General features: G+C 50.2%; 22 protein-coding genes. 13 read left to right on the top strand and 9 right to left on the bottom strand.

What is annotated here, in order from left to right; translation table 11 throughout:
* Positions 1-3: 3 nt before the first annotated feature.
* Positions 4-219, bottom strand: coding sequence for a LysR family transcriptional regulator (locus tag ABD892_RS18815; RefSeq protein WP_345197586.1), 216 nt, complete (start codon positions 217-219; stop codon positions 4-6).
* A gap of 326 nt (positions 220-545) precedes the next feature.
* On the opposite strand from ABD892_RS18815, the gene ABD892_RS18820 reads away from it, so the two are divergent.
* Complete coding sequence (locus ABD892_RS18820) at positions 546-1,619, top strand: DNA-binding protein (protein WP_345197587.1); 1,074 nt, start codon at positions 546-548, stop codon at positions 1,617-1,619.
* A gap of 38 nt (positions 1,620-1,657) precedes the next feature.
* Here the strand turns inward: ABD892_RS18820 and ABD892_RS18825 are convergent, their stop codons facing one another.
* A complete protein-coding gene (locus tag ABD892_RS18825; protein ID WP_345197588.1) occupies positions 1,658-1,987 on the bottom strand; it encodes a MarR family winged helix-turn-helix transcriptional regulator in 330 nt (109 codons plus the stop codon).
* A 334-nt stretch (positions 1,988-2,321) separates the two neighbouring features.
* Positions 2,322-2,966, bottom strand: a complete 645-nt coding sequence (locus tag ABD892_RS18830) for a GNAT family N-acetyltransferase (protein WP_345197589.1) — start codon at positions 2,964-2,966, stop codon at positions 2,322-2,324.
* 172 nt (positions 2,967-3,138) lie between these two features.
* On the opposite strand from ABD892_RS18830, the gene xthA reads away from it, so the two are divergent.
* The 8 genes from xthA to ABD892_RS18870 all read left to right on the top strand — a co-directional run bounded on the left by xthA (position 3,139) and on the right by ABD892_RS18870 (position 13,016).
* Positions 3,139-3,954, top strand: coding sequence for an exodeoxyribonuclease III (gene xthA / locus ABD892_RS18835; RefSeq protein WP_345197590.1), 816 nt, complete (start codon positions 3,139-3,141; stop codon positions 3,952-3,954).
* Positions 3,955-4,112: 158 nt separating this feature from the next.
* Positions 4,113-4,514, top strand: a complete 402-nt coding sequence (locus ABD892_RS18840) for a MerR family transcriptional regulator (RefSeq protein ID WP_345197591.1) — start codon at positions 4,113-4,115, stop codon at positions 4,512-4,514.
* 43 nt (positions 4,515-4,557) lie between these two features.
* Complete coding sequence (locus ABD892_RS18845) at positions 4,558-5,727, top strand: isovaleryl-CoA dehydrogenase (protein WP_345197592.1); 1,170 nt, start codon at positions 4,558-4,560, stop codon at positions 5,725-5,727.
* Between the two features lie 12 nt (positions 5,728-5,739).
* Entirely contained in the window at positions 5,740-7,347 is a 1,608-nt protein-coding gene (locus ABD892_RS18850; RefSeq protein ID WP_345197593.1) for a carboxyl transferase domain-containing protein, read from the top strand.
* Positions 7,348-7,358: 11 nt separating this feature from the next.
* A complete protein-coding gene (locus tag ABD892_RS18855) occupies positions 7,359-8,156 on the top strand; it encodes an enoyl-CoA hydratase-related protein (RefSeq protein ID WP_345197594.1) in 798 nt (265 codons plus the stop codon).
* The gene (locus ABD892_RS18860; RefSeq protein ID WP_345197595.1) at positions 8,153-10,135 is read left to right on the top strand and encodes an ATP-binding protein; all 1,983 of its coding nucleotides are present in this window, start codon (positions 8,153-8,155) and stop codon (positions 10,133-10,135) included. The genes ABD892_RS18855 and ABD892_RS18860 overlap by 4 nt, the downstream gene beginning before the upstream one ends.
* Positions 10,132-11,037, top strand: coding sequence for a hydroxymethylglutaryl-CoA lyase (locus ABD892_RS18865; protein ID WP_345197596.1), 906 nt, complete (start codon positions 10,132-10,134; stop codon positions 11,035-11,037). The genes ABD892_RS18860 and ABD892_RS18865 overlap by 4 nt, the downstream gene beginning before the upstream one ends.
* Positions 11,038-11,072: 35 nt before the next feature.
* Positions 11,073-13,016, top strand: a complete 1,944-nt coding sequence (locus ABD892_RS18870) for an acetoacetate--CoA ligase (RefSeq protein ID WP_345197597.1) — start codon at positions 11,073-11,075, stop codon at positions 13,014-13,016.
* A gap of 62 nt (positions 13,017-13,078) precedes the next feature.
* Here the strand turns inward: ABD892_RS18870 and ABD892_RS18875 are convergent, their stop codons facing one another.
* The 4 genes from ABD892_RS18875 to ABD892_RS18890 are packed head-to-tail and all read right to left on the bottom strand — an operon-like array spanning position 13,079 to position 16,569.
* Complete coding sequence (locus tag ABD892_RS18875; RefSeq protein WP_345197598.1) at positions 13,079-13,960, bottom strand: glycine betaine ABC transporter substrate-binding protein; 882 nt, start codon at positions 13,958-13,960, stop codon at positions 13,079-13,081.
* A 48-nt stretch (positions 13,961-14,008) separates the two neighbouring features.
* The gene (locus ABD892_RS18880; RefSeq protein ID WP_345197599.1) at positions 14,009-14,740 is read right to left on the bottom strand and encodes an ABC transporter permease; all 732 of its coding nucleotides are present in this window, start codon (positions 14,738-14,740) and stop codon (positions 14,009-14,011) included.
* A gap of 3 nt (positions 14,741-14,743) precedes the next feature.
* On the bottom strand, positions 14,744-15,865 hold the full coding sequence (locus tag ABD892_RS18885) for an ABC transporter ATP-binding protein (RefSeq protein ID WP_345197600.1): 1,122 nt from the start codon (positions 15,863-15,865) through the stop codon (positions 14,744-14,746).
* A 47-nt stretch (positions 15,866-15,912) separates the two neighbouring features.
* Positions 15,913-16,569 (bottom strand): ABC transporter permease, encoded by a 657-nt coding sequence (locus ABD892_RS18890; RefSeq protein ID WP_345197601.1) that lies wholly within the window; start codon positions 16,567-16,569, stop codon positions 15,913-15,915.
* Positions 16,570-16,806: 237 nt separating this feature from the next.
* Between ABD892_RS18890 and aat the strand changes: the two genes are divergently transcribed.
* From aat to infA, 3 genes are all read left to right on the top strand, one after another.
* On the top strand, positions 16,807-17,511 hold the full coding sequence (aat, locus tag ABD892_RS18895; RefSeq protein WP_345197602.1) for a leucyl/phenylalanyl-tRNA--protein transferase: 705 nt from the start codon (positions 16,807-16,809) through the stop codon (positions 17,509-17,511).
* Positions 17,508-18,212 carry an arginyltransferase gene (locus tag ABD892_RS18900; RefSeq protein ID WP_345197603.1) on the top strand — a complete coding sequence of 235 codons (705 nt, stop codon included), beginning with the start codon at positions 17,508-17,510 and terminating at the stop codon, positions 18,210-18,212. The genes aat and ABD892_RS18900 overlap by 4 nt, the downstream gene beginning before the upstream one ends.
* A gap of 95 nt (positions 18,213-18,307) precedes the next feature.
* Positions 18,308-18,526: a translation initiation factor IF-1 gene (infA, locus tag ABD892_RS18905; protein ID WP_211828490.1), complete on the top strand. Its 219-nt coding sequence runs from the start codon at positions 18,308-18,310 to the stop codon at positions 18,524-18,526.
* Positions 18,527-18,585: 59 nt separating this feature from the next.
* On the opposite strand, the gene clpA is transcribed toward infA, so the two are convergent.
* Positions 18,586-20,844 carry an ATP-dependent Clp protease ATP-binding subunit ClpA gene (clpA, locus tag ABD892_RS18910; RefSeq protein WP_345197604.1) on the bottom strand — a complete coding sequence of 753 codons (2,259 nt, stop codon included), beginning with the start codon at positions 20,842-20,844 and terminating at the stop codon, positions 18,586-18,588.
* Between the two features lie 22 nt (positions 20,845-20,866).
* Positions 20,867-21,223 (bottom strand): ATP-dependent Clp protease adapter ClpS, encoded by a 357-nt coding sequence (gene clpS / locus ABD892_RS18915; RefSeq protein ID WP_345197605.1) that lies wholly within the window; start codon positions 21,221-21,223, stop codon positions 20,867-20,869.
* A 197-nt stretch (positions 21,224-21,420) separates the two neighbouring features.
* On the opposite strand from clpS, the gene ABD892_RS18920 reads away from it, so the two are divergent.
* Complete coding sequence (locus ABD892_RS18920; protein WP_345197606.1) at positions 21,421-21,708, top strand: cold shock domain-containing protein; 288 nt, start codon at positions 21,421-21,423, stop codon at positions 21,706-21,708.
* Positions 21,709-21,732 lie beyond the last annotated feature (24 nt).

The raw sequence follows: 21,732 nt of genomic DNA on the forward strand, positions 1-21,732 counted from the left end.
AAATCAGGCTCGCCAATACGTAAGGTGACGGGGGTGTTCAAGTAGACCAGAATCGGTGTTCAAGTAAACCAGAATATGCAAGCGCCCCAGAATTCGGCTCATTGCTGACTGGCTCAGGTTTAGCCTGATTGCAGCATGGCTCACACTGTTTTCCTCTAATAGTACTGTCAGTGCGACCAGTAAATTCAAATCTCTCCTGTAAATCTCTTCGAGTTCCACCCGTCATTTCTCTTAGTGGTTGAGGTAGGGCTACATAGTGTGCCAATGGGCTAAGTATGTGGCTGCATGGATATTTGCAGGGAAGGTCGTGGTGTGCAATTGACTTTATGGCTGAGGCGGATATTTGTCCATTTCCACTGCGGCATGAATCTGGATGACTATCCATTGTGCTTTTTGAGCTGCTTGTGCTTGTGACATCTCAGAAATGGCATCTTAAATCATATAAGTACCGGTAATTAATATTACCGGTACTTATAAACTGTTGTTAATTGCAGATTGATACCTATAATACCAGTATTGTAATACCGGTATTATAGGTGCTTTAAATGTCACAAGATAGGAATTCATTGCGCAGAACCAAGGTGTTCGGTGCGTTGGATGCAATGAAAGAGACTGGGGAGAAGATTACTGCGCAAAAGTTGGCTGCTGTGGTCAACATGGGCAAGCAGACCGTCCTACCGCTTTATCGAGAGTGGCAGGAACTGGAGATCCTTGGAGATAGCGAAGGTGTTGAGCTGTCGGAGGAATTAGTCCGCGCACTCAAACGTGAATTGGCCCGCGATAAGCACAGGCAATCAACCCAACTGTTAGACCTTGAAGAGCGGATTGAGGATCAACATCAAGCATTCACTGCTGCCATGAATGAGCTCGAGAAGGAAAAAAAGGGGTTAATGGATAAGATCAAATCGCTTGAAGCGCAGAACCAATCATTAAGTAGTGAGAAGTTACTACTTCAAAAAGAAAACGCAGAACAGCTTTCGCAATTGAAGGATATTGCTACGCAATTAAACCTTTCAGTGAGGCAGCTGGAAACCGCCGAGAGCAGGTTAGTGGCTAGTGAAAACGGTAAAGAGCGGGCGCTTCAGGAGCAAGAAAAACGCCTTGATGAGGCGAATCAGAAACTACTGAACCACTGGTTATCTGTGGTAGATAACGAACGTCGAGAAAATGAGCGCCTCAGAAAGCAGTTGGAGCGAGAGCGAGAAAAACAGGTTAAAGTCGAACGCGAGCTGATTGACACCCGCCTTGATGTGAATCGCCTTGACAGTTCACTTGAAAAGGCGAAAGACGAATCTACAGAGCTGCTTCAGCGTATGAAGCAATTTGAGCAACAGGTAACAGTCGCAGAGGCAATTTCGTTGATGCTGGACAAGCCAAACGATCTGATGGCGTCTATTAAAAACCTTCAGGATGACGCTAAATCCCTTGAATCATATGTAACGAAAAATCAAGAGCTGAAGCAATCACTTCAGGCCGTTGATAAAAAACTTGAAGCGTTTGAAAAACTTCAAAAAACCAATGAATCCCTGGAAAAGGAAGTTATCAGGCTTCAGGCCTACACTGATGGTCTTGAGGCAGCCTCCAAGACTAAAAGTTCAACAAAAAAACAAAATACTTAGCTGCTTTTTCAGAAGTAAACCGATACAGCATGGTCGGTTTACTTAATGTTGCGCAGCTTTTGCTTGAGCTTGTCGACCAGCTTTTTACCTTTAGGGCTGAGAGAAAGCCGGAAATAACGGCCGTCATCTTCGTGTTGCTGTTTTTTAAGGAGACCGAGCCCAGGACGATCATGGCGGCCTTCACCCAGACGTTTTACGCTGACCGCAATATCGCTGGGTGTGCCGCAGTCCAGCTTGCCGTCATTGACAAGGTCTGTAATGGTTTCACCAGGGTTTTCCGCAACAACCAAGAGTATCTGCCACTGGATAATGGTCAGAGGAGGTTCCTGCAGAAATGTGGTCAGCTTAATCAGGCCATTAAGGGTCATGGTTCGTTTTATCCTCTTGGTTATCCGTTACCGCTTCAGTGTAGTACATTCACCTTGTCGTTTAGACAGGTAAAAAGAGGCACCACGTCATCACTATCAACGTATTCAGTGACTCCACAGCACGTATCTTTTGAATAAATAGTAGGCAGACATCTGCTGTCTTTGCAAATTGAACGCTATAATTTTCTGGAAATTTATTCGATTCTGTTTCATAGCGTTAATTCTTACGGTGTTTGCAGTGAATACCACCGGGTAATGTAAAGGATCCATTTCTATATATGACTGTGTTGTAACTGCTAATGGTGCGCATAATCTATATTATGTTAAATAAATATTATTTATATCTAAACATGACGGTTTCTGTGGCCCCATCACTAACAGTGAATTGACCCATCTGCTGATACCCCATAGATTCAAAAAAAGGCAGCATTTCCGGATTTGAGGTATTTAAGCCAACCCCCTGTGATTGCTGGTCCAGACCACAAAGGTTATGAACGGCATCCAGTAAGTGTCGACCATGCCCCTGATGCTGGAAGTCCGGATGTACGCCGATCAGCGGAAGATAATAATGGCTCCCTTCTGGCAGTAATCCATTGATGCTTTTCAAAAAGGCCAGATATTTCTCAGTACCCCCATAGCCAACAGTCAAAATCATTTTGCAGCGCCAGAAGAAGCGGTCGGCAAACGCCGTATCACCGGATGATTTGGCGACAAACGCTGTTGCAATCAATCGATCATTTCTGACAACCCCCACCACAGGGAAATTCTCAGAAAAATACCCTGAGGCCAGCTCTCGTGTGCAGGCCCTGATACGCTGATCATAGCCCGTGCGCCCTGATTCAAAGAGGGATTGATAGACAGGATCATCACGGTAAGTATGGTAGAGCAATGAACGGATCTGGCGACTGAAGCTGCCGTCCAGATAGAGTGTACGCGTGTCATCAGACGCATCCGCTTCTGCGGTATTAAAATCACTCATGTCGAAGCTCCTGCTTAACCAGTATCTTTTTATTGTTTTTGCTGGCGCCGTCCGGTTGGCGTCCACTTCAAGATAACATGCTCATTGATCATCGACCAGTCAAGGCAATGAACACACGGGTGTGATCCAGTATAGTTGCCCTACTTTTTTATGCAGACTCAGGAAATGGGTGATGAAAGTCGTTTCGTTTAACACAAACAGTATCAGAAGTCGTCTCCATCAACTCCAGGCCGTCATTGATAAGCATCACCCTGACGTGATCGGCATACAGGAAACCAAAGTATCCGACAAAGAGTTTCCAGTGGCAGATATTGAGGCGCTGGGTTATCAAGCGGCTTTCCATGGCCAGAAAACCCATTATGGTGTAGCGCTCCTGACCCGGCAGGCACCCTCTCAGGTGGTAAAAGGCTTCCCATCCGATGAACCGGATGCCCAAACACGCCTGATCATCGCAGATATTACGACGGATGAAGGGCAGAAAATCTCCATTATTAATGGCTATTTCCCGCAGGGAGAAAGTCGGGAGCATCCTGTTAAATTCTCTAATAAGCGTCGTTTTTATCAGGATCTTATGGCGTTACTGAAAGACGCCTATGAACCGGATCACCCTTTGCTCATTATGGGTGATTTCAATATTTCACCGGAAGACAAAGATATCGGTATTGGTGCAGATAATGCCAAGCGATGGCTCAGAACGGGAAAGTGCAGCTTTCTTCCCGAAGAACGTGAATGGTTTCAATCCCTGCTGGCATGGGGATTAAGCGATACCTTCCGCCTTTGTCATCCTGATATTGATGATCAATTCAGCTGGTTTGACTATCGCTCTAAAGGCTTTGAGCGGGAGCCCAAACGTGGACTGAGAATTGATGGGATACTCGCTACAGCTCCCATGAATCAATCGCTTACAGCGGCGGGTATTGATTACGATATCAGAGCCATGGAAAAGCCATCCGATCATGCCCCGGTCTGGGCAGAATTTAACGTTTAAATAAATGGAACCTCAGAAGCCGCCTTGAACGGCATCTGAGGTAGCTTGAGTTTATGCTCTGATACATAGAAAATGCATCAAGCTTTACGTTAACGTAAAGGTAAGCTATGTTGTCCTGCAAACAGATAACAATTCATTAAACGCTTTTGACATCATGTATGAGCCAAACCTACACCATTTCCGAACTGGCAAAAGAATTTGATATCACCACCCGGGCGATACGTTTTTATGAAGAACATGGCCTTTTGGCGCCGGAGCGTCAGGGGCAGAATCGTATTTATACCCATGGTGACCGGGTTCGGCTTAAACTGATCCTGAGAGGTAAACGACTTGGTTTCAGCCTCGATGAATCAAAAGAACTGTTTGAGCTCTACGATCCACACAGTGGGAATGAAAAACAGCTCCGTGTCATGCTGAACAAAATCGCAGAACACCGCGCTGCGCTGGAACAGCAACTACATGATATCCAGATCATGCAACATGAACTGGACGAGGCAGAACAGCGCTGCCGTCAGGCTTTAATGCATGTGATTGAAACAGAAACAGCATCTGAACAATAAGAATAGCCGTCATAACACGGTCAAAACCTCAACAGGAGGCGTCATGGTTACCCCGGTTAGCAGTTTGAACTTTGGTCTTGATGAAACGACGGAGATGCTGCGCGCGCAAGTGCAGCAGTTTGCAGCCCGGGAAATTGCCCCCATTGCTGCGGATGTGGATCGTGACAACCTCTTCCCTGCCCATCTTTGGAAAAAATTCGGTGACATGGGACTGCTTGGCGTCACTGTGCCAGAGCAGTGGGGAGGCAGCAATATGGGCTATCTCGCCCATGTCATTGCCATGGAAGAGATCAGCCGAGCCTCGGCATCCATAGGGTTAAGTTACGGCGCTCACTCCAATCTCTGTGTCAACCAGATCAAGCTTAATGGCACAGAAGAACAGAAGAATACATACCTTCCCAAACTGATTTCGGGTGAACACATCGGTGCGCTGGCCATGAGTGAGCCCGGTGCGGGTTCTGATGTGGTCAGCATGCGTCTGCGTGCCGAGAAGCGTGGCGACCGTTACATCCTCAATGGCAATAAAATGTGGATCACCAACGGTCCGGATGCCAATACCTATGTTGTCTATGCCAAGACGGCACCGGAAAAAGATGCCAAGGGTATCACCGCATTCATTGTTGAGCGTGATTTCAATGGCTTTTCCCAGGCGCAAAAGCTCGACAAGCTGGGTATGCGCGGTTCAAACACCTGTGAGCTGGTCTTCGAAGATTGCGAAGTACCGGCTGAAAATATCCTGGGCGTTGAAAATGGTGGGGTTCGGGTCCTCATGAGCGGGCTGGATTACGAACGGGTCGTTCTCAGTGGTGGCCCTGTCGGAATTATGCAAGCCTGCCTGGATGCGGTGATTCCCTATGTCCATGATCGTAAGCAGTTTGACCAGCCTATCGGTGAATTCCAACTTATTCAGGGTAAGTTGGCGGATATGTACACTGGACTCAGCGCCTGCCGGGCTTATCTCTATACAGTCGCCAAAGCCTGTGACCGTGGCGAAGCAACACGTAAAGATGCCGCCGGTGTCATTCTCTACTGTGCAGAGAAAGCCACTCAGATGGCACTTGAAGCGATCCAGATTCTGGGCGGCAACGGGTATATCAATGAATATCCCGTAGGCCGCTACCTGCGTGATGCCAAACTCTACGAGATCGGCGCCGGCACATCAGAAATACGGCGGATGCTGATCGGACGTGAACTGTTCCGTGAAAGCGCTTGAGGGCTGTCGGTCATGGGGGTTATCAAAAGTCAGGTAAACACAGGTTCAGAGACATTTCAGTCCAATTATCGGGCGATGGCGGACTTGGTGTCGGATCTCAAACAGAAGGCATCCATCATCAGTGACGGCGGTGGTGGACAGGCCCGATTACGACACACCCGCCGAGGGAAACTACTGGTACGTGACCGTATCAACACTCTTCTGGATTCTGGTTCGGCCTTTCTGGAAGTGGGTCAGTTTGCTGCCCTGGATGTCTACGATGAATCCGTGCCGGCCGCTGGCGCCGTCGCTGGCATTGGTCGTGTCAGTGGGCAGGAATGCATGATTGTGGCGAATGATGCCACGGTGAAAGGCGGCAGCTACTATCCGCTGACAGTCAAAAAGCACCTCAGGGCACAGACGATTGCTGAGCAGAATCATCTCCCCTGTATCTACCTGGTGGACTCGGGCGGTGCCAACCTGCCCCGTCAGGATGACGTTTTTCCGGATCGTGAGCACTTTGGCCGCATCTTTTTCAATCAGGCACGCATGTCTGCCAAAGGCATTGCCCAGATCGCTGTTGTTATGGGGTCTTGTACGGCCGGAGGCGCTTATGTGCCCGCCATGTCGGATGAAAGCATTATCGTCAAGCAACAGGGGACGATTTTTCTGGCAGGGCCTCCCCTCGTCAAAGCGGCCACCGGAGAAACGATCAGTGCCGAGGATCTGGGTGGCGCAGAGGTTCATGCACGAACCTCTGGCGTCGTGGATCATTATGCGCACGATGATCATCATGCGCTGCAGCTTGCACGTCAGTGCGTGGCCAGGCTCAACCGCCCTCCCCGCCAGACACCAGCTGCCAGAGATATTGCACCACCACGCTATTCCCCGAATGAAATATATGGCGTCGTTCCGGCAAGCCTTAAGACCCCGTATGACGTTCGGGAAGTTATCGCCCGTATCGTGGATGATTCTGAATTGGATGAATTCAAAGCCCTGTTTGGCAAAACACTGGTCTGTGGTTTTGCCAAAATCTGGGGGCATACGGTCGGTATACTGGCAAATAACGGCATTCTCTTTTCAGAGTCCGCCCAAAAAGGTGCCCATTTTATTGAGCTCTGCTGTCAGCGCAATATTCCTCTGGTATTCCTGCAAAACATCACCGGTTTCATGGTTGGTTCGCGCTATGAAGCTGGCGGTATAGCCAAGCATGGCGCCAAGCTGGTGACGGCTGTGGCTTGTGCCGCGGTGCCAAAATTTACCGTTCTGATCGGTGGCAGCTTCGGGGCGGGCAATTACGGGATGTGTGGCCGTGCCTATGACCCTCGCTTCCTCTGGAGCTGGCCCAATGCCCGCATATCAGTCATGGGTGGTGAACAGGCGGCGGGTGTGCTCTCCATGGTGCGCCGTGCCTCCCTGGAAAAGCAGGGACAAGAGTGGGCGGAACAGGATGAGCAGGAGTATCGATCATCAGTCATTGCAGACTATGACCGTCAGGGCTGCCCCTTCTACGCCAGTGCCCGCCTTTGGGATGACGGCATCATTGACCCGGCAGATACCCGGCAGGTACTGGGGCTGTCGATCAGTGCATCAATGAATGCCCCGGCTGAAGAAACCCGTTTTGGCCTGTTCAGGATGTAAGGGGGAAGTCTATGAGTGATTCCGAAAAGACGATTCTGCATACTCTGGACAAGCGCGGTGTTGCACGCTTGACCTTTAATCGTCCAGAGAAGCGCAACGCGTTCGATGACCGCATGATTGATGCAATCAATCATCAATTGGATCAGTGGCTCACGGACGGGGCTGTACGCGTTTTAATCATCGACGCGGCAGGTGGTAACTTCTCAGCCGGTGCTGACTTAGGCTGGATGAAGCGCACCGCCTCTCTTTCGCTCGAGGACAACCTGTCAGACGCCAAGGCACTGGCCAGTCTGATGCAGCGTATTGATACCTTCCCCTGCCCTGTCATTAGCCTTGTCAACGGTGCCGCTTACGGTGGTTCGCTTGGCATTATTGCGGCCAGTGACATGGCTTTCTGTGCTTCTGATGCCAGCTTCTGTCTCAGTGAAGTCAAAATTGGCCTGATTCCGGCGGTGATCAGCCCTTATGTCATTCGCGCCATCGGTGAACGTTCAGCACGACGCTACATGCTGACCGCAGAAGTGATTGATGCTTCTCAGGCCTGTCAGCTTGGCCTGGCACATGCCATTGATGATGACCTTGAGGCCGTTGCGGAAAACCTCATTACACGCGTGCTCAATAATGGACCATCGGCCATGGCGGCCTGTAAGTCACTGATTCAGGCTGTATCCAGTCAGGCACTGGATGAGCAACTGATTGCTGACACCAGTGCTCGGATTGCCCGGATAAGAACCTCTGACGAAGGACAGGAAGGCCTGCAGGCTTTTCTGGAAAAACGACGCCCAGCCTGGATCAAGGAGCAGCCATGAGTCACGGCATTCAAAGCATTACCAAACTCCTGGTTGCCAACCGCGGTGAGATCGCCTGCCGTATTTTCAAAACGGCCAAACGGCTGGGACTGGGTACGGTTGCCATCTATTCCGATCCCGATCAACAGGCACTTCACGTAGCCAGCGCGGATGAAGCTTACTGCGTCGGCCCGGCTCCTGCGACGGACAGTTATCTCAATATTCCGGCGATTCTGGCGGCTGCGAAAGCATCCGGAGCCGATGCCATTCACCCAGGCTATGGGTTTTTATCGGAAAATGCCGGTTTTGCCCGGGCGGTTGTCGATGCCGGGCTGAAATGGATTGGCCCGCCACCCAGCGCTATCGACGCCATGGGTTCCAAGATTGAAGCCAAACGTTTGATGGAAACGGCTGGCGTTCCTTTGCTGCCGGGATTTCACGGTCATGACCAACAGGATGACAAGCTGCTGGATGCTGCTCGCTCCATCGGCTTCCCTGTTATGTTGAAGGCGTCGGCCGGCGGTGGTGGTAAAGGTATGCGGGTCGTCGAACAGGAAGCGGCATTTGCAGAGGCACTTAGTGGCGCCCGGCGTGAAGCCCTGAAATCCTTTGCTGACGATACGTTGTTGCTGGAAAAATACCTGCCCGCCCCCAGGCATGTTGAGGTGCAGATCTTCTTTGATAATGCCGGCTCAGGCATCTACCTGGCAGACCGTGACTGCTCTGTGCAACGACGCCACCAGAAAGTGGTGGAGGAAGCCCCTGCCCCCGGCCTCACGGACAAAACCCGTATCGCCATGGGCACGGCTGCGGTCGCAGCGGGCCAGGCCATCGGGTATACCGGTGCAGGTACAGTTGAGTTTCTTCTCGATAATGACGGGCAATTTTATTTCATGGAAATGAATACCCGCCTGCAGGTTGAACACCCGGTCACGGAAATGATCACCGGACAAGACCTGGTGGAATGGCAACTTCGTGTTGCGGATGGGCAGGCGTTGCCGTTGTCGCAGCAGCAGGTCAGTGAAAACGGACATGCCGTTGAGATTCGCCTATATGCTGAGCAGGTGGCGCAGGGTTTTATGCCGGCAACCGGCAATATTGACTACTTGGCCTTCCCGGAAGAATCGGATCACTTGCGTGTAGAAACCGGGATTCGTGCAGGTGATCAGGTTTCTCCGTATTACGATCCGATGCTGGCAAAACTGGTGGTCTGGGGTGGCAGTCGCGATCAGGCAATTGCCGGCATGCGCGCTGCACTTCAGGAGACCCGGATTGCCGGTGTCGCCACCAATCGGGATTTCCTCATACGGGTATTGAATAATCCGCAATTCTGTTCAGTGAATTTCAGTACCGGCCTGATTGAACAAAATAAGGCGTCGCTGATTGATGAGCCGGAAGTTGAGCGTCTGCAGTCGCTGGCGATTGCGGCACTCTGGCGTTTACATCAGACGACACAGCAACAAGCCACCAGTCCCTGGTTGGCTGGACAAGGCTGGCGGATGAACCTGCCTGTGGTCAGCCAGTTTCGATTTGCCTGTAACAATGAAATGGTCGATGTTCAGGTGACACCAAACGGACAAAACTATCACTGCCAGGTAAACGGCGAAACCCTTGTTATCGATGGAATAAGCTATACAAACAATAGTGTTTTGTCGGAAGGCAAACGGCATGGCCTGTTTTCCATTGTGGAACACCAGGATTTGCTCACCATTATCTCGGATTCTCTGACACTCACCCTATCGACACCGGATTACGATGTCCTTGAAGAAACGGATTCCGGATTCAATGCCCCGATGAATGGCACCATTGTTTCCGTTCAGGTCAAACCCGGTGACCAGGTGCTTGCTGATGCGCCCCTGCTTGTGATGGAAGCCATGAAAATGGAGCATACCATCCGGGCTCCCCGCGCCGGTGAAATTGCTGATGTATTCTATAACCATGGCGACCTTGTTGAAGAAGGCGTACCCCTGCTGGCCATGACCGAGGAATCTGCTTCATGAATCTGCCCGAAAAAGTCACCCTCGTTGAGGTCGGCCCCCGGGATGGACTGCAAAACCAGCCCCATACCCTGACGCCTGCTGAACGAATTGCTTTTATCGAGCTGCTCAGTAACGCCGGTCTCAGCCAGATTGAGGCCGGGAGTTTTGTTTCACCCTCGCGCATTCCCCAGTTGGCTGATACCGATCAGGTTTTCAAGGGGCTGGCAGCCAACACGGCGGTACGCTACTTCGCCCTGGTGCCTAACGTGAAGGGGCTTGAAGATGCCATTGACGCAGGCGTTAAGGATATCGCGGTATTCACCGCTGCGTCTGACCAGTTTACTCAGAAAAACATCAACTGCTCTGTAGAAGAAAGCCTGGAGCGTATTGCTGCATTAATGCCTATAGCTGAACAGCATAACCTCAGGGTACGTGGTTATGTGTCCTGCACGTTGGGGTGCCCTTATGAAGGACAGATTGATCCTGAGCGAGTGGCAGCGGTCAGCAAATCCCTGATGGATCTGGGTTGCTATGAGCTTTCGCTGGGTGACACGATTGGTGTTGGTACCCCGGAAAACGCCCGCCAGTTGATCAGAACCGTCAGCAAGCAGGTGCCACTCTCTGCCCTGGCGGCACATTTTCACGACACTTATGGCCAGGCACTGGCCAATTTGTATGCCGTGTTGCAGGAAGGAGTCGCCGTCATCGACAGCGCCATTGCAGGCTTAGGTGGCTGCCCTTATGCCCGGGGAGCCTCCGGAAATGTCGCGACGGAAGATGTGCTTTATATGCTGAACGGTCTGGGTATTGAAACCGGTGTGGATATCAATGCCTTGCTGCGTGCCAACCATTATGTCTGCAGCCATCTTGGGCAGCCTAATCACTCAAAAGTCGCAGCCGCATTACAGCCTATAAAACCCTGATGTCCCAGCCATACCAGACACAGGAACGGACGATAATGACAATGAACACCCCTCTCTGGTCTCCCACTGACGAACAGGTTCACGTTTCAGCGCTGTGGCGTTTCATGTTAGCCGTAAATGAGCGCTTTGGTACAAATCACAAATGTTATGACACGTTGTATCAATGGAGTGTGGCTAACAGTCCTGAATTCTGGTCATTTCTCGTGGAGTACCAGAATATTCAATTTTCCCGGCCCGCCCAGCAGGTGTTTACTGATGCTAAAGCATTGCCTGATACCCGATGGTTCGAGGGAGCCACCCTGAACTATGCCGAACACCTGCTGCGCAGCAGGGATGAAAAATCGGCCCTGGTGTTTTGTCGTGAAGATGGTGAACGCCAAGCCATCAGCCATGCGGAGCTTTACCTGCAGGTCGCCCGTGTTGCTGAAGCGCTAAAAAATGCGGGCATAGAAAAAGGTGACCGTGTGGCTGGCCTGATGCCAAATTGCATCGAAACCGTTGTCATGATGCTGGCGACAACCAGCCTCGGAGGGATCTGGTCATCCTGTTCCCCGGACTTTGGTTTCAATGGCGTGCTTGACCGGTTTGGTCAGATCAATCCCAAATTACTGGTTGCAGCAGATGGGTATTTCTACAACGCCAAAACCATTGATACGCTGGAACGACTGAAAGCCCTTGAAGAGGCAATGCCTTCCCTGCAGAACATTGTGGTCATTCCTTTCCTAAATGGTCAAACGGATGCCATCACTGCGGCGGGGTTTATGCCCTATGGCACCTTTATTGATAACGATGCGGATTGCCTTCATTTTGAACCGGTTGCCTTCAGCCACCCGCTCTACATTTTGTATTCTTCCGGTACGACAGGGGCGCCCAAGTGTATCGTGCATGGCCATGGTGGCACCCTGCTCCAGCATGCCAAAGAGTTGAGTCTTCACACGGACCTTGGGAATAGCGATATTCTGTTTTATTTCACCACCTGTGGCTGGATGATGTGGAACTGGCAAACCAGTGCCCTGATGACTGGCGCAACAGTGGTGCTTTACGATGGCTCTCCCTTTTATCCGGGCCCCGATGCCTTGTGGCGAATCATTGAAGAAGAACAGGTCACGGTATTTGGCACCAGTGCACGGTATATCTCTGCACTTGAAAAAGCGGGGTATCGACCGGCTGACCATCACAACCTCTCCGCATTGAAACGTATGCTATCGACGGGCTCCCCCCTGCTGCATGAGAGTTTCGATTTTGTTTACGATGCCATTTCACTTGACATTAACCTTGCTTCGATTTCCGGGGGTACGGATATTGTTTCCTGTTTTGCCCTGGGCTGTCCTGTTCGTCCTGTCTACAAAGGGCAACTGCAGTGTCGTGGATTAGGCATGGATGTTCACTTCATCAACCGCCACGGTGAGAATGTAAAAGGACAAAAAGGTGAGCTGGTTTGCAGAAACAGTTTCCCTTCGATGCCGGTGAGTTTCTGGAATGATCCTGACGGCAAAAAATATCGGAAGGCCTATTTTGAAGCCAACCCGGGACTCTGGGCGCACGGTGATTACGGTGAATTAACTGAAGAAGATGGCGTGATTATTTTCGGGCGCTCTGATGCGGTACTCAATCCCGGTGGTGTCCGTATTGGTACGGCAGAGATCTATCGTCAGGTTGAAAAGATTTCGGAAATTCAGGAAAGCCTTGCCGTGGGCCATCTGGAGGATGGCGATGAAAAGGTGATTCTGTTTGTGCGTCTGACAGATAACCAGATGCTGGATGAATCATTAGAAGCCCATATCAGGAAAACGATTCGGGCCAATACCACACCCCGCCATGTGCCTGCCAAAATTTTACAGGTGGCAGACCTGCCCAGAACGGTCAGTGGTAAACTCAGTGAACTGGCGGTGAAGGCAACCATTAACGGGGAAAGCGTTAAGAATACCGATGCCTTGATCAATCCTGAGTCACTGGAACACTTCAAAAACATTCTCTAACATACTGATAAAAAAGAAGGAATGAGTGCCCTCACTCCTTCTTTAGTACCATTATTGACCCATTAGATCAGTTGCCTTTCATTCAGAAAATCGGTTACAACCTGTTCTACGGATTGCCGGTCAACATCGATTCTTGAATTCAAATCAACCATGACCGCATCATTGAGCTGACCAGCCAGTGTATTGAGCAAGGTTTCCAGGCCCGGATTCTGTTCCAGAACTTCCGAGCGTACCACGGGTGTAATCGCATAGGACATAAAGAAGTTCTGATCATCTTCCAGTACACGGAAACCGAAAGCCTTGATACGACCATCCGTTGCAAAGACAGAGGCAAAATCAACCTGCCCTTTCTGTAGAGCACTATACACCAGGCCGCTATCCATGCGACGAATGGCAGAACGAGGCACCTTGAACTGATACGTTTTCTGAAGAGCGGGTAAACCGTCCTGTTTGCGGGCGTAAAACTCAACGTTAGTGGCCATCACCAGTTTTTCACCCGACTTCAATGCGCTCACCAAATCGCTGATCGTCCGGATGTTGAGTCTCTCAGCATCTTCTTCACGCATGGCAATGGCGTACGTGTTGTTCGCTTTGGATGGCGTCAGCCACTCAATGCCGTTTTTCGCATCCAGTGTTCTCAGTGTCTGGTAGGCGGTTTCGGCATCCAGCTTGTCGTTGACTTTGTGGTAGTTGCGCAAGCCCGTGGAAACATAATCCCAGTTCAAACTGATCTGCTGGTTTTCAAGTGCCTGTCGTAACACGGCGCTGCCAAGACCGACTTTTTTGTCAACGTCGAACCCATTCGCTTTCAGGTATTGGGTGGTCATCTCTGCCAGCAATCGCTGTTCGGTATAGCCTTTGCCCCCCACAACAATCTCATCACCATTGGCAAATACATTCAGGGAAAAAAGAATGGCAATCAGGCCCACAACTTGTCTGAGCATCAAAACTCCTTCCGGATAGGAATTGTTAGAGATCAGGCCTGATTTGCATCAGGCCCGCAGTGGATTGACGCCTCTTGGCACCGTGATATAGGTGACTGACGTCATGAACATATCAACCAGTACGGCGAGAAGCGCCGTAGGGATCGCTCCGGCCAGCATCATGCCGGGCTCATAGAGATCAATACCGGTAAAGATCAATTCACCCAGTCCGCCACCGCCAATCAGAAATGCAAGAGGCACGGTGCCGATATTGATAGAGAGTGCCGTGCGGATACCGGCATAAATGACAAACAGGGCGTTGGGCACCTCAACACGCAGCAGAACCTGCATGGGTGACATGCCGATTCCTTCCGCTGCCTCAATCAGGTGGGGAGGAACATCCATCAGCCCTGACCAGGTATTACGAACAATGGGTAGCAATGTCGCCACAAAAAGACCAAATACCGCAGGCTTGGCCCCAATGCCGAGAAAACTCATGGACAGTGCAAGCAAGGCCAGTGTGGGTACCGTGCCCCCAATATTTAACACTTGCATCCAGGTTTGTGCCTGGGCACGCTTTGCCGGACGACTTAACCAGATGCCCAAAGGAACACCCGCAAGAATGGCCATGCCGCCTGAAAACAACGTCAGCAGCAAATGTTGCTGACTCAGGTACAGAATATCGTCGGTGTAATAAAGGATATCATCGAGCAAGCCGGTACGCTGACAGGCTACCCCCAACGCAAAGACGGCCAGTAGCAGCGCCACCCGCCCTACTCTTTCCAGAGGTCTCCGCTTCATCCGTTAACCTCCGTTCCGATAAGTCATACCCAGATGGTGAGTGATACCCCGCTGGGTGATCTCCCCCCGAAATCGTCCCATCTCATCAACACAGGGCAGCCAGGTAGCATCATGTTTGTATAGCAGGGACGCCACTTTGCGGAGGTTGTCATCAACGGAAATCACTGCCTTGAGGCCTTCGTGATGTTCACCACAGGTGCCTTTCAGGCCTTCAACCATCTTCCGCTCCACAATACCAATGGGGGCTTCCTGCTCGTTCACCAGTACTACACAGCCATGTCCACGATCTTCCATCACCTCAATGGCATGCTGGATGGAATCCTGCGGGGTAACTGAGGCAGGACGTGTCTCCATAACTTCATCCACCCTGACCAGCTGCAAGCGCTTCAATGTGCGGTCATCACCGACAAAGTCAGCCACAAACTTGTTGGCGGGGTGGGCCAGGATATGATCCGGCGTATCAAACTGAACCAGCTTGCCGCCACGGAAAATGGCAATGCGATCCGCCATTTTGACGGCTTCATCAATATCGTGACTGACAAACAGGACGGTTTTTTTCAGTTCCTGCTGCATGCGCAGAAACTCATCCTGAATGATTTCCCGGTTTATTGGGTCAATGGCACCAAAGGGTTCGTCCATCAACATGACCGGTGGATTGGCTGCCAGTGCCCGGATCACACCAACCCGCTGCTGTTGACCTCCGGAGAGTTCATTGGGGTAGCGCTGCATGAATACCCGGGGATCCAAGCCAACCAAGTCGAGCAGCTCCTTTGCCCGCTCCGCCATTTTATCCGGCGCCCAACCCAGCATTTTGGGGACGACACAGATATTTTCCTCAATGGTCATGTTCGGAAACAGACCGGTCTGCTGAATGACGTAACCAATCTGGCGACGCAGTGTGACGGTGTCGAGATCGGTTGTGTCTTCACCGTTGATGAACACCTTCCCTGAGGTGGGATCAATGATGCGGTTGATCATCTTCAGCGTCGTGGTTTTTCCACAGCCGGATGGCCCCAGAAGGACACAGATCTCCCCTTCCGGTACTTCCATGCAAATCTGGTCGGCTGCAGTGACGGTGCCTTCGCAGGTATCAAAAATCTTTGTGAGTTTGTCTGTTCTAATCATATTGTCTGGAGAGTGTAGCGTTGTAAGCGTGAGAATCTGTCAGGACGTCAGGCGGCTTTCAGCAGGCCTGGCGGTGTCAGTCGGCGCTCAAGGCGCAGTAACCCGTAATCCACGACAATGGCCAGTAAACTGACAGCCAGCGCGCCGGTGATCAGCTGGCGTGGGTCGGTCATGGTGATTCCCCGGCTGATAAACGTGCCCAGTCCGCCGGCGCCGATATACGTTGCGATCGCCATCACCCCGATATTCATGACAACAGCTGTACGGACACCGGCCATGATGACAGGGGTTGCCAACGGGATTTCCACCCGGGCAAGACGCTGAAAGGTTGTCATGCCGATCCCTTTGGCCGCTTCCCTGAGTGCCGGATCGACATTGTTAATGGCGGTATAGGTATTGCGAATGATGGGCAGCTGTGAGTACAACAGCACAGCAATGACCGCAGGGACATACCCGATCCCCTGCCCGAACAGTGACAGTACCGGCATCATCACACCAAAGAGTGCAATGGAAGGGATCGTGATGATCACAGACGCCAGGTACAGCACCGCATTAGCCGCCCGCTGGTTCTGTGTGATGGCGATGCCAATCGGCACACCGGTAATGATCGCCAGCCCAACGGCTACGCCAACCAGTGCGATATGTTCGGCAGTCCGCACGGCGATCAGGTTCAGATTTTCAACAATGAAGGTCAACAACTCCATGCTCGGATGCCTCCTGGCTAGAATTTGTGACTGTTTAAGAAACAGGAGAGCCTGGTTATCCTGGGGATTGGCTCATTGAATTGCGGGCCCGGGATGGCCGCAGCGAGAAAAAGGGTGCCATCATAGCTTCGCTTTTTATCAAACATAATGGGTAATGACCGAAGCCTGACAGACTTGACGGGACCTTGGTGTAACACGGTATCGTATAGGGAGAAATCACATCAGAGTGTGCTGTTCATGATCCCGTGGCTGGATAACCTGAATCCTGAATTCCCTCCTGTTGAGCAAGCGTTGAAGGAACCGGATGGTTTATTGTGTGCCGGTGGCAATCTGTCCGTGGATACCCTCGCAAATGCATACCGACAAGGCATTTTCCCCTGGTTCAGCGATGGCCAGCCGATTTTATGGTGGTCGCCTGATCCCAGGATGATATTGACGCCAGAAACACTTCGGGTATCGAAAAGCATGCGTAAACTGTTGCGTCAGCAGCGTAATGAGGAACGATTCCAACTCACGGCAAACCGCGCTTTCGCGCAAGTGATTCAGGCCTGTGCCGAGATCCGGCAGGCGCATGAAGGTACCTGGATTACAGATGATATGCAGTCAGCCTATATTGATTTTCACAAGGCGGGTTATGCGCATTCTATTGAGGTGTGGTTGGATGGATCACTGGTTGGCGGACTGTATGGTATAGCAATGGGACGCGTGTTTTTTGGTGAATCCATGTTCAGTCGGGAATCCAATACCTCGAAGCTTGCATTTATTACACTCTTGCAAACCGAACTGTTTGATGTCGTTGATTGCCAGGTTCACACGCCTCACTTGGAAAGCCTCGGTGCTCACCTGGTATCACGTAAATCTTTCATAGAGCGTATTCAATCATTAACCCGTGTTTCTACTAGAACACTCACCACAGACACACTGTTCTCAAAGTCATTATGAGTCAAGAACAACAATTACGTTTTTTTGCTACCCCTGCACATAATTGCAGCTATCTGACGGATCAACAGGCGACAACACTGTTCCTTGACCCTGATGCCTCTATTGATCAGCAGCTATCTGGTTTGTTGGCAGATAATGGTTTCAGGCGCAGTGGCTCTCATTTTTATCGTCCCTATTGTGAAACCTGTACTGCATGCACCCCTGTGAGAGTATTAGTCAAAGTGTTCAAACGTAGTAAAGGGCAGCGACGAATCTGGAACAAAAACCAGGATCTTTCAGTACATTGCAATGCGCCAGAGTTTACCCGAGAGCGTTATCGTCTTTACCGTCGCTATATCCGGGAACGACATGCGGATGGTGATATGTTCCCCCCCTCCCCCAGGCAGTTTTTAGATTTTCTATGCCAGGATGATGGCTTCACACGATTTTATGAGTTTAGAAAAGGTAAGAGACTGATTGCTGTAGCGGTTGCTGATCAATTGCCCAATGGGCTGTCTGCCATTTATACCTTTTTTGATCCTGACGAAAGTGCTCGAAGTCTTGGTACTTTTTGCATTCTGTGGCAGATTGAAGAAAGTTTTTCTGCTCAACAGCGCTATCTGTATCTCGGGTACTGGATACAGAATTGTTCTAAAATGGCATACAAATCATCCTATACCCCACAAGAGCGTTATATTAACGGTGTTTGGCAGCACCCATGACACCGTTGGCTTTGATTCAGAAAGGGTTTTAGGGCAGAATGCACGCCAATTTACGATCTCATCGAAGACTTTTCATTCACTGAGGAAGACGCCGAATGGCAAAAGAAGACTCGTTTGAAATGGAAGGTGTCATTGTTGACACCCTACCCAACACAATGTTCCGTGTAGAGCTGGAAAACGGCCACGTAATTACAGCCCATATTTCCGGAAAAATGCGCAAGAATTACATCCGTATTCTAACCGGTGACAAAGTTCGCGTAGAGCTGACCCCATACGATCTGACCAAGGGGCGTATCGTTTACCGTGCGCGTTGATTGAGAGTCTTTTCGCAGGGAGGGTGTCCCCTCCCTGAGAAAATGAGCGTGAAAAGTCTTCAGGCAGGCTCTGTTTCAAAAACCAGCTCATCATCCTTCAAGCTGACTTTCAGTGTGCCACCCTTCACCAAATCACCGAACAAAATTGCTTCGGCCATAGGCTTCTTGAGTTGATCCTGGATGAGACGAGCCATTGGGCGTGCGCCCATCAGACGGTCATAACCTCTCTCAGCCAACCACTTGCGAACATCATCATTCACCTCAAGTTGAACCTTTTTGTCATCCAGCTGTGATTGCAGCTCTGTCAGTTGTTTATCAACGACATGTGTGATGACCTCCGGGCTCAGCGGCTTAAACTGTATGACGGAATCAAGACGGTTTCTGAACTCTGGCGTGAAGGTCTTCTTGATCGCATCACCGCCATCGACTGAATGGTCTTGCGTCGTGAAACCAATGGAGCTTCGGCTCATATTCTCTGCGCCGGCATTGGTTGTCATAATGAGAATGACATTACGGAAGTCAGCCTTGCGGCCATTGTTATCCGTTAAGGTGCCATGGTCCATAACCTGCAGGAGCAAATTAAACACATCCGGATGGCCTTTTTCAATTTCATCCAGCAACAGCACGCAGTGTGGCGTTTTGTTAATCGCTTCAGTTAACAGGCCACCCTGGTCAAACCCAACATAACCTGGCGGCGCACCGATCAAACGGGATACAGTATGAGATTCCATGTATTCTGACATGTCAAATCTCACCAGCTCAATACCCAACGACTTCGCAAGCTGACGACAGACTTCGGTTTTACCGACACCGGTAGGTCCTGCGAACAAGAAGCAGCCCACCGGTTTTTCTGGTGCTTTCAAACCTGCACGGGAAAGCCGTATATTGGTTGTCAGTGCATCAATGGATTCATCTTGGCCAAAGATGGTGAGCCGCATATTTCTGGGGAGCTTCTCCAGAAGCTCTTTATCTGAAGAGGATACGGATTTAGGTGGTATCCGCGCCATTTTGGCGACAATGGATTCGATCTCGTCAATTCCGATACTCTTCTTACGTTTGCTTTCCTTCTGAAGCCGTTGATAGGCACCCGCTTCATCAATGACATCAATGGCTTTGTCAGGCATATGTCTGTCATTGATATAGCGTTCAGCCAATTCGGCTGCAGCTCGCAGCGCTTCATTCTTGTACTTAATCTTGTGGTGTTCTTCAAACTTCTTCTTCAGTCCCAGCAAAATCGTGTAGGTGTCGTCTACATCCGGTTCTTCGATATCCACTTTCTGGAAACGGCGAGCCAGCGCTCTGTCTTTTTCAAAAATGCCCCGGAACTCCTGGAACGTTGTTGAACCTATGCAGCGCAAGTCACCACTTGTCAGCAGAGGTTTAAGCAGGTTCGATGCATCCATCACACCACCGGATGCAGCACCGGCTCCGATAATCGTGTGAATCTCATCAATAAACAGGATGGCACCTTCCGTTTTTTTCAACTCTGACAGTAGATGCTTGAAGCGTTTTTCAAAGTCTCCACGGTATTTGGTTCCTGCAAGTAAGGCTCCCATATCCAGTGAGTAGACAGTTGAATCCGCAAGAATATCTGGCACTTCTCCATCAACAATTTTTTTGGCCAACCCTTCCGCGATGGCTGTCTTACCAACACCTGCCTCACCGACCAGTAACGGATTATTTTTACGTCGACGACTCAATATTTGACCAACCCTCTCAAGCTCACTATCTCGGCCAACCAAGGGATCAATCTTACCTTTCATGGCCAGTTCATTGAGGTTGGTTGTATACGCTTCTAGAGGCTTGCTGCCAGCTGCATCATCGCTGGTTGATGAATCTTCCTGCAGTTCATGCCCTTCCATGTCCTGACTCTGATGGCCAGGTACTTTAGAAATACCGTGAGCAATGTAGTTGACTACATCAATACGAACAATTTCCTGCTGTTTCAGGAAATAAACGGCTTGGCTTTCCTGTTCGCTAAAAATCGCAACCAGAACATTCGCGCCAGTCACTTCTTTCTTGCCGGAGCTCTGGACATGAAAGACTGCCCTCTGTAGAACGCGCTGAAAACCCAATGTTGGCTGGGTTTCCCGTTCATCGTCGTTACCTGGGATCAGTGGCGTGGTTGAATCAACAAAATGGGAAAGATCATTGCGAAGCTTTTCCAGATTTGCGCCACACGCTTCCAGGACATCATTGGCTGACTTGTTGTCAATAAGCGCAAGAAGCAGGTGCTCAACCGTCATGAACTCATGACGCTTTGTTCTGGCTTCCTTGAATGCGCTGTTCAGTGTCTGTTCTAGATCTTTGTTGAGCATATTCGTACCCGACCAACGCTGTTCAACTGTTTTTTTCGATTTTGCAAAGCAGTGGGTGCTGATGCTCCCGCGAAAAACGATTGACCTGCTCGGCCTTGGTTTCGGCAATATCTTTTGTGTAGACGCCGCATACTGCCTGTCCTTGAGTATGTACTGTCAACATAACTTGTGTCGCCTTTTCCCTGGACAAGTTGAAGAAGGATTCCAGAACTTCGATCACGAAGTCCATCGGGGTGTAGTCATCATTAACCAGTATGACCTTGTACATCGGCGGGGGTGCAAGCTTCGGCTTCACCGGGGCTACGGCAACACTACCCTCATCATCATACTCATGATTTTCTTTCTCTAAGGATAGTAGAATTCGTTCAATGCTACTCATGAAATGCGTTGTCAACATAATGCCAGATGAAGTGTTTCCTTAACCGCTATAGTACCATGCTGGCTGACGAATACTTGACAGCATTGATGGCATGTCTAACACTTGTTTTAACCCATGGACGCGGTTTCATACAACTAAAAACGAACAAAAACATCCACTCAAAAGAAATAACAAGCAGTGAATAGAGGGACTGAAGGATGCCGACAGGTACAGTAAAGTGGTTTAATAATGCTAAAGGGTACGGGTTTGTCCTAGGGGAAGGCAGTAATGGGGAAGACCTCTTCGTTCACTACTCTTCCATCAAGATGGATGGTTATAAAACCCTGAAAGCTGGCCAGGTCGTCACCTATGATATCATCCAGGGTCCCAAAGGATTGCACGCCGTCAATATCTTCATACCGCAAGATCAATTAGCTAACGACGAATCCGATAGCAACAATACTGATCAAGCCGTTCCAACCGGTATAGCCGTTACAGAACAATGAATCAAAGATAAAACACACTAAAAT

It is taken from the genome of Kistimonas scapharcae (assembly GCF_039540975.1).
Taxonomy (GTDB): Bacteria; Pseudomonadota; Gammaproteobacteria; order Pseudomonadales; family Endozoicomonadaceae; genus Kistimonas; species Kistimonas scapharcae.

What these genes read in the sequence shown, in the direction of transcription:
- aat (WP_345197602.1), top strand. Translation starts at nt 16,807, where the DNA reads ATGATCCCGTGGCTGGATAACCTGAATCCTGAATTCCCTCCTGTTGAG.
- ABD892_RS18900 (WP_345197603.1), top strand. Translation starts at nt 17,508, where the DNA reads ATGAGTCAAGAACAACAATTACGTTTTTTTGCTACCCCTGCACATAAT.
- clpS (WP_345197605.1), bottom strand. Translation starts at nt 21,223, where the DNA reads ATGAGTAGCATTGAACGAATTCTACTATCCTTAGAGAAAGAAAATCAT.
- ABD892_RS18860 (WP_345197595.1), top strand. Translation starts at nt 8,153, where the DNA reads ATGAGTCACGGCATTCAAAGCATTACCAAACTCCTGGTTGCCAACCGC.
- ABD892_RS18920 (WP_345197606.1), top strand. Translation starts at nt 21,421, where the DNA reads ATGCCGACAGGTACAGTAAAGTGGTTTAATAATGCTAAAGGGTACGGG.
- ABD892_RS18825 (WP_345197588.1), bottom strand. Translation starts at nt 1,987, where the DNA reads ATGACCCTTAATGGCCTGATTAAGCTGACCACATTTCTGCAGGAACCT.
- ABD892_RS18875 (WP_345197598.1), bottom strand. Translation starts at nt 13,960, where the DNA reads ATGCTCAGACAAGTTGTGGGCCTGATTGCCATTCTTTTTTCCCTGAAT.
- ABD892_RS18830 (WP_345197589.1), bottom strand. Translation starts at nt 2,966, where the DNA reads ATGAGTGATTTTAATACCGCAGAAGCGGATGCGTCTGATGACACGCGT.
- ABD892_RS18820 (WP_345197587.1), top strand. Translation starts at nt 546, where the DNA reads ATGTCACAAGATAGGAATTCATTGCGCAGAACCAAGGTGTTCGGTGCG.
- ABD892_RS18840 (WP_345197591.1), top strand. Translation starts at nt 4,113, where the DNA reads ATGAGCCAAACCTACACCATTTCCGAACTGGCAAAAGAATTTGATATC.
- ABD892_RS18885 (WP_345197600.1), bottom strand. Translation starts at nt 15,865, where the DNA reads ATGATTAGAACAGACAAACTCACAAAGATTTTTGATACCTGCGAAGGC.
- xthA (WP_345197590.1), top strand. Translation starts at nt 3,139, where the DNA reads ATGAAAGTCGTTTCGTTTAACACAAACAGTATCAGAAGTCGTCTCCAT.
- infA (WP_211828490.1), top strand. Translation starts at nt 18,308, where the DNA reads ATGGCAAAAGAAGACTCGTTTGAAATGGAAGGTGTCATTGTTGACACC.
- ABD892_RS18855 (WP_345197594.1), top strand. Translation starts at nt 7,359, where the DNA reads ATGAGTGATTCCGAAAAGACGATTCTGCATACTCTGGACAAGCGCGGT.
- ABD892_RS18890 (WP_345197601.1), bottom strand. Translation starts at nt 16,569, where the DNA reads ATGGAGTTGTTGACCTTCATTGTTGAAAATCTGAACCTGATCGCCGTG.
- ABD892_RS18850 (WP_345197593.1), top strand. Translation starts at nt 5,740, where the DNA reads ATGGGGGTTATCAAAAGTCAGGTAAACACAGGTTCAGAGACATTTCAG.
- ABD892_RS18870 (WP_345197597.1), top strand. Translation starts at nt 11,073, where the DNA reads ATGACAATGAACACCCCTCTCTGGTCTCCCACTGACGAACAGGTTCAC.
- ABD892_RS18865 (WP_345197596.1), top strand. Translation starts at nt 10,132, where the DNA reads ATGAATCTGCCCGAAAAAGTCACCCTCGTTGAGGTCGGCCCCCGGGAT.
- ABD892_RS18880 (WP_345197599.1), bottom strand. Translation starts at nt 14,740, where the DNA reads ATGAAGCGGAGACCTCTGGAAAGAGTAGGGCGGGTGGCGCTGCTACTG.
- ABD892_RS18845 (WP_345197592.1), top strand. Translation starts at nt 4,558, where the DNA reads ATGGTTACCCCGGTTAGCAGTTTGAACTTTGGTCTTGATGAAACGACG.
- clpA (WP_345197604.1), bottom strand. Translation starts at nt 20,844, where the DNA reads ATGCTCAACAAAGATCTAGAACAGACACTGAACAGCGCATTCAAGGAA.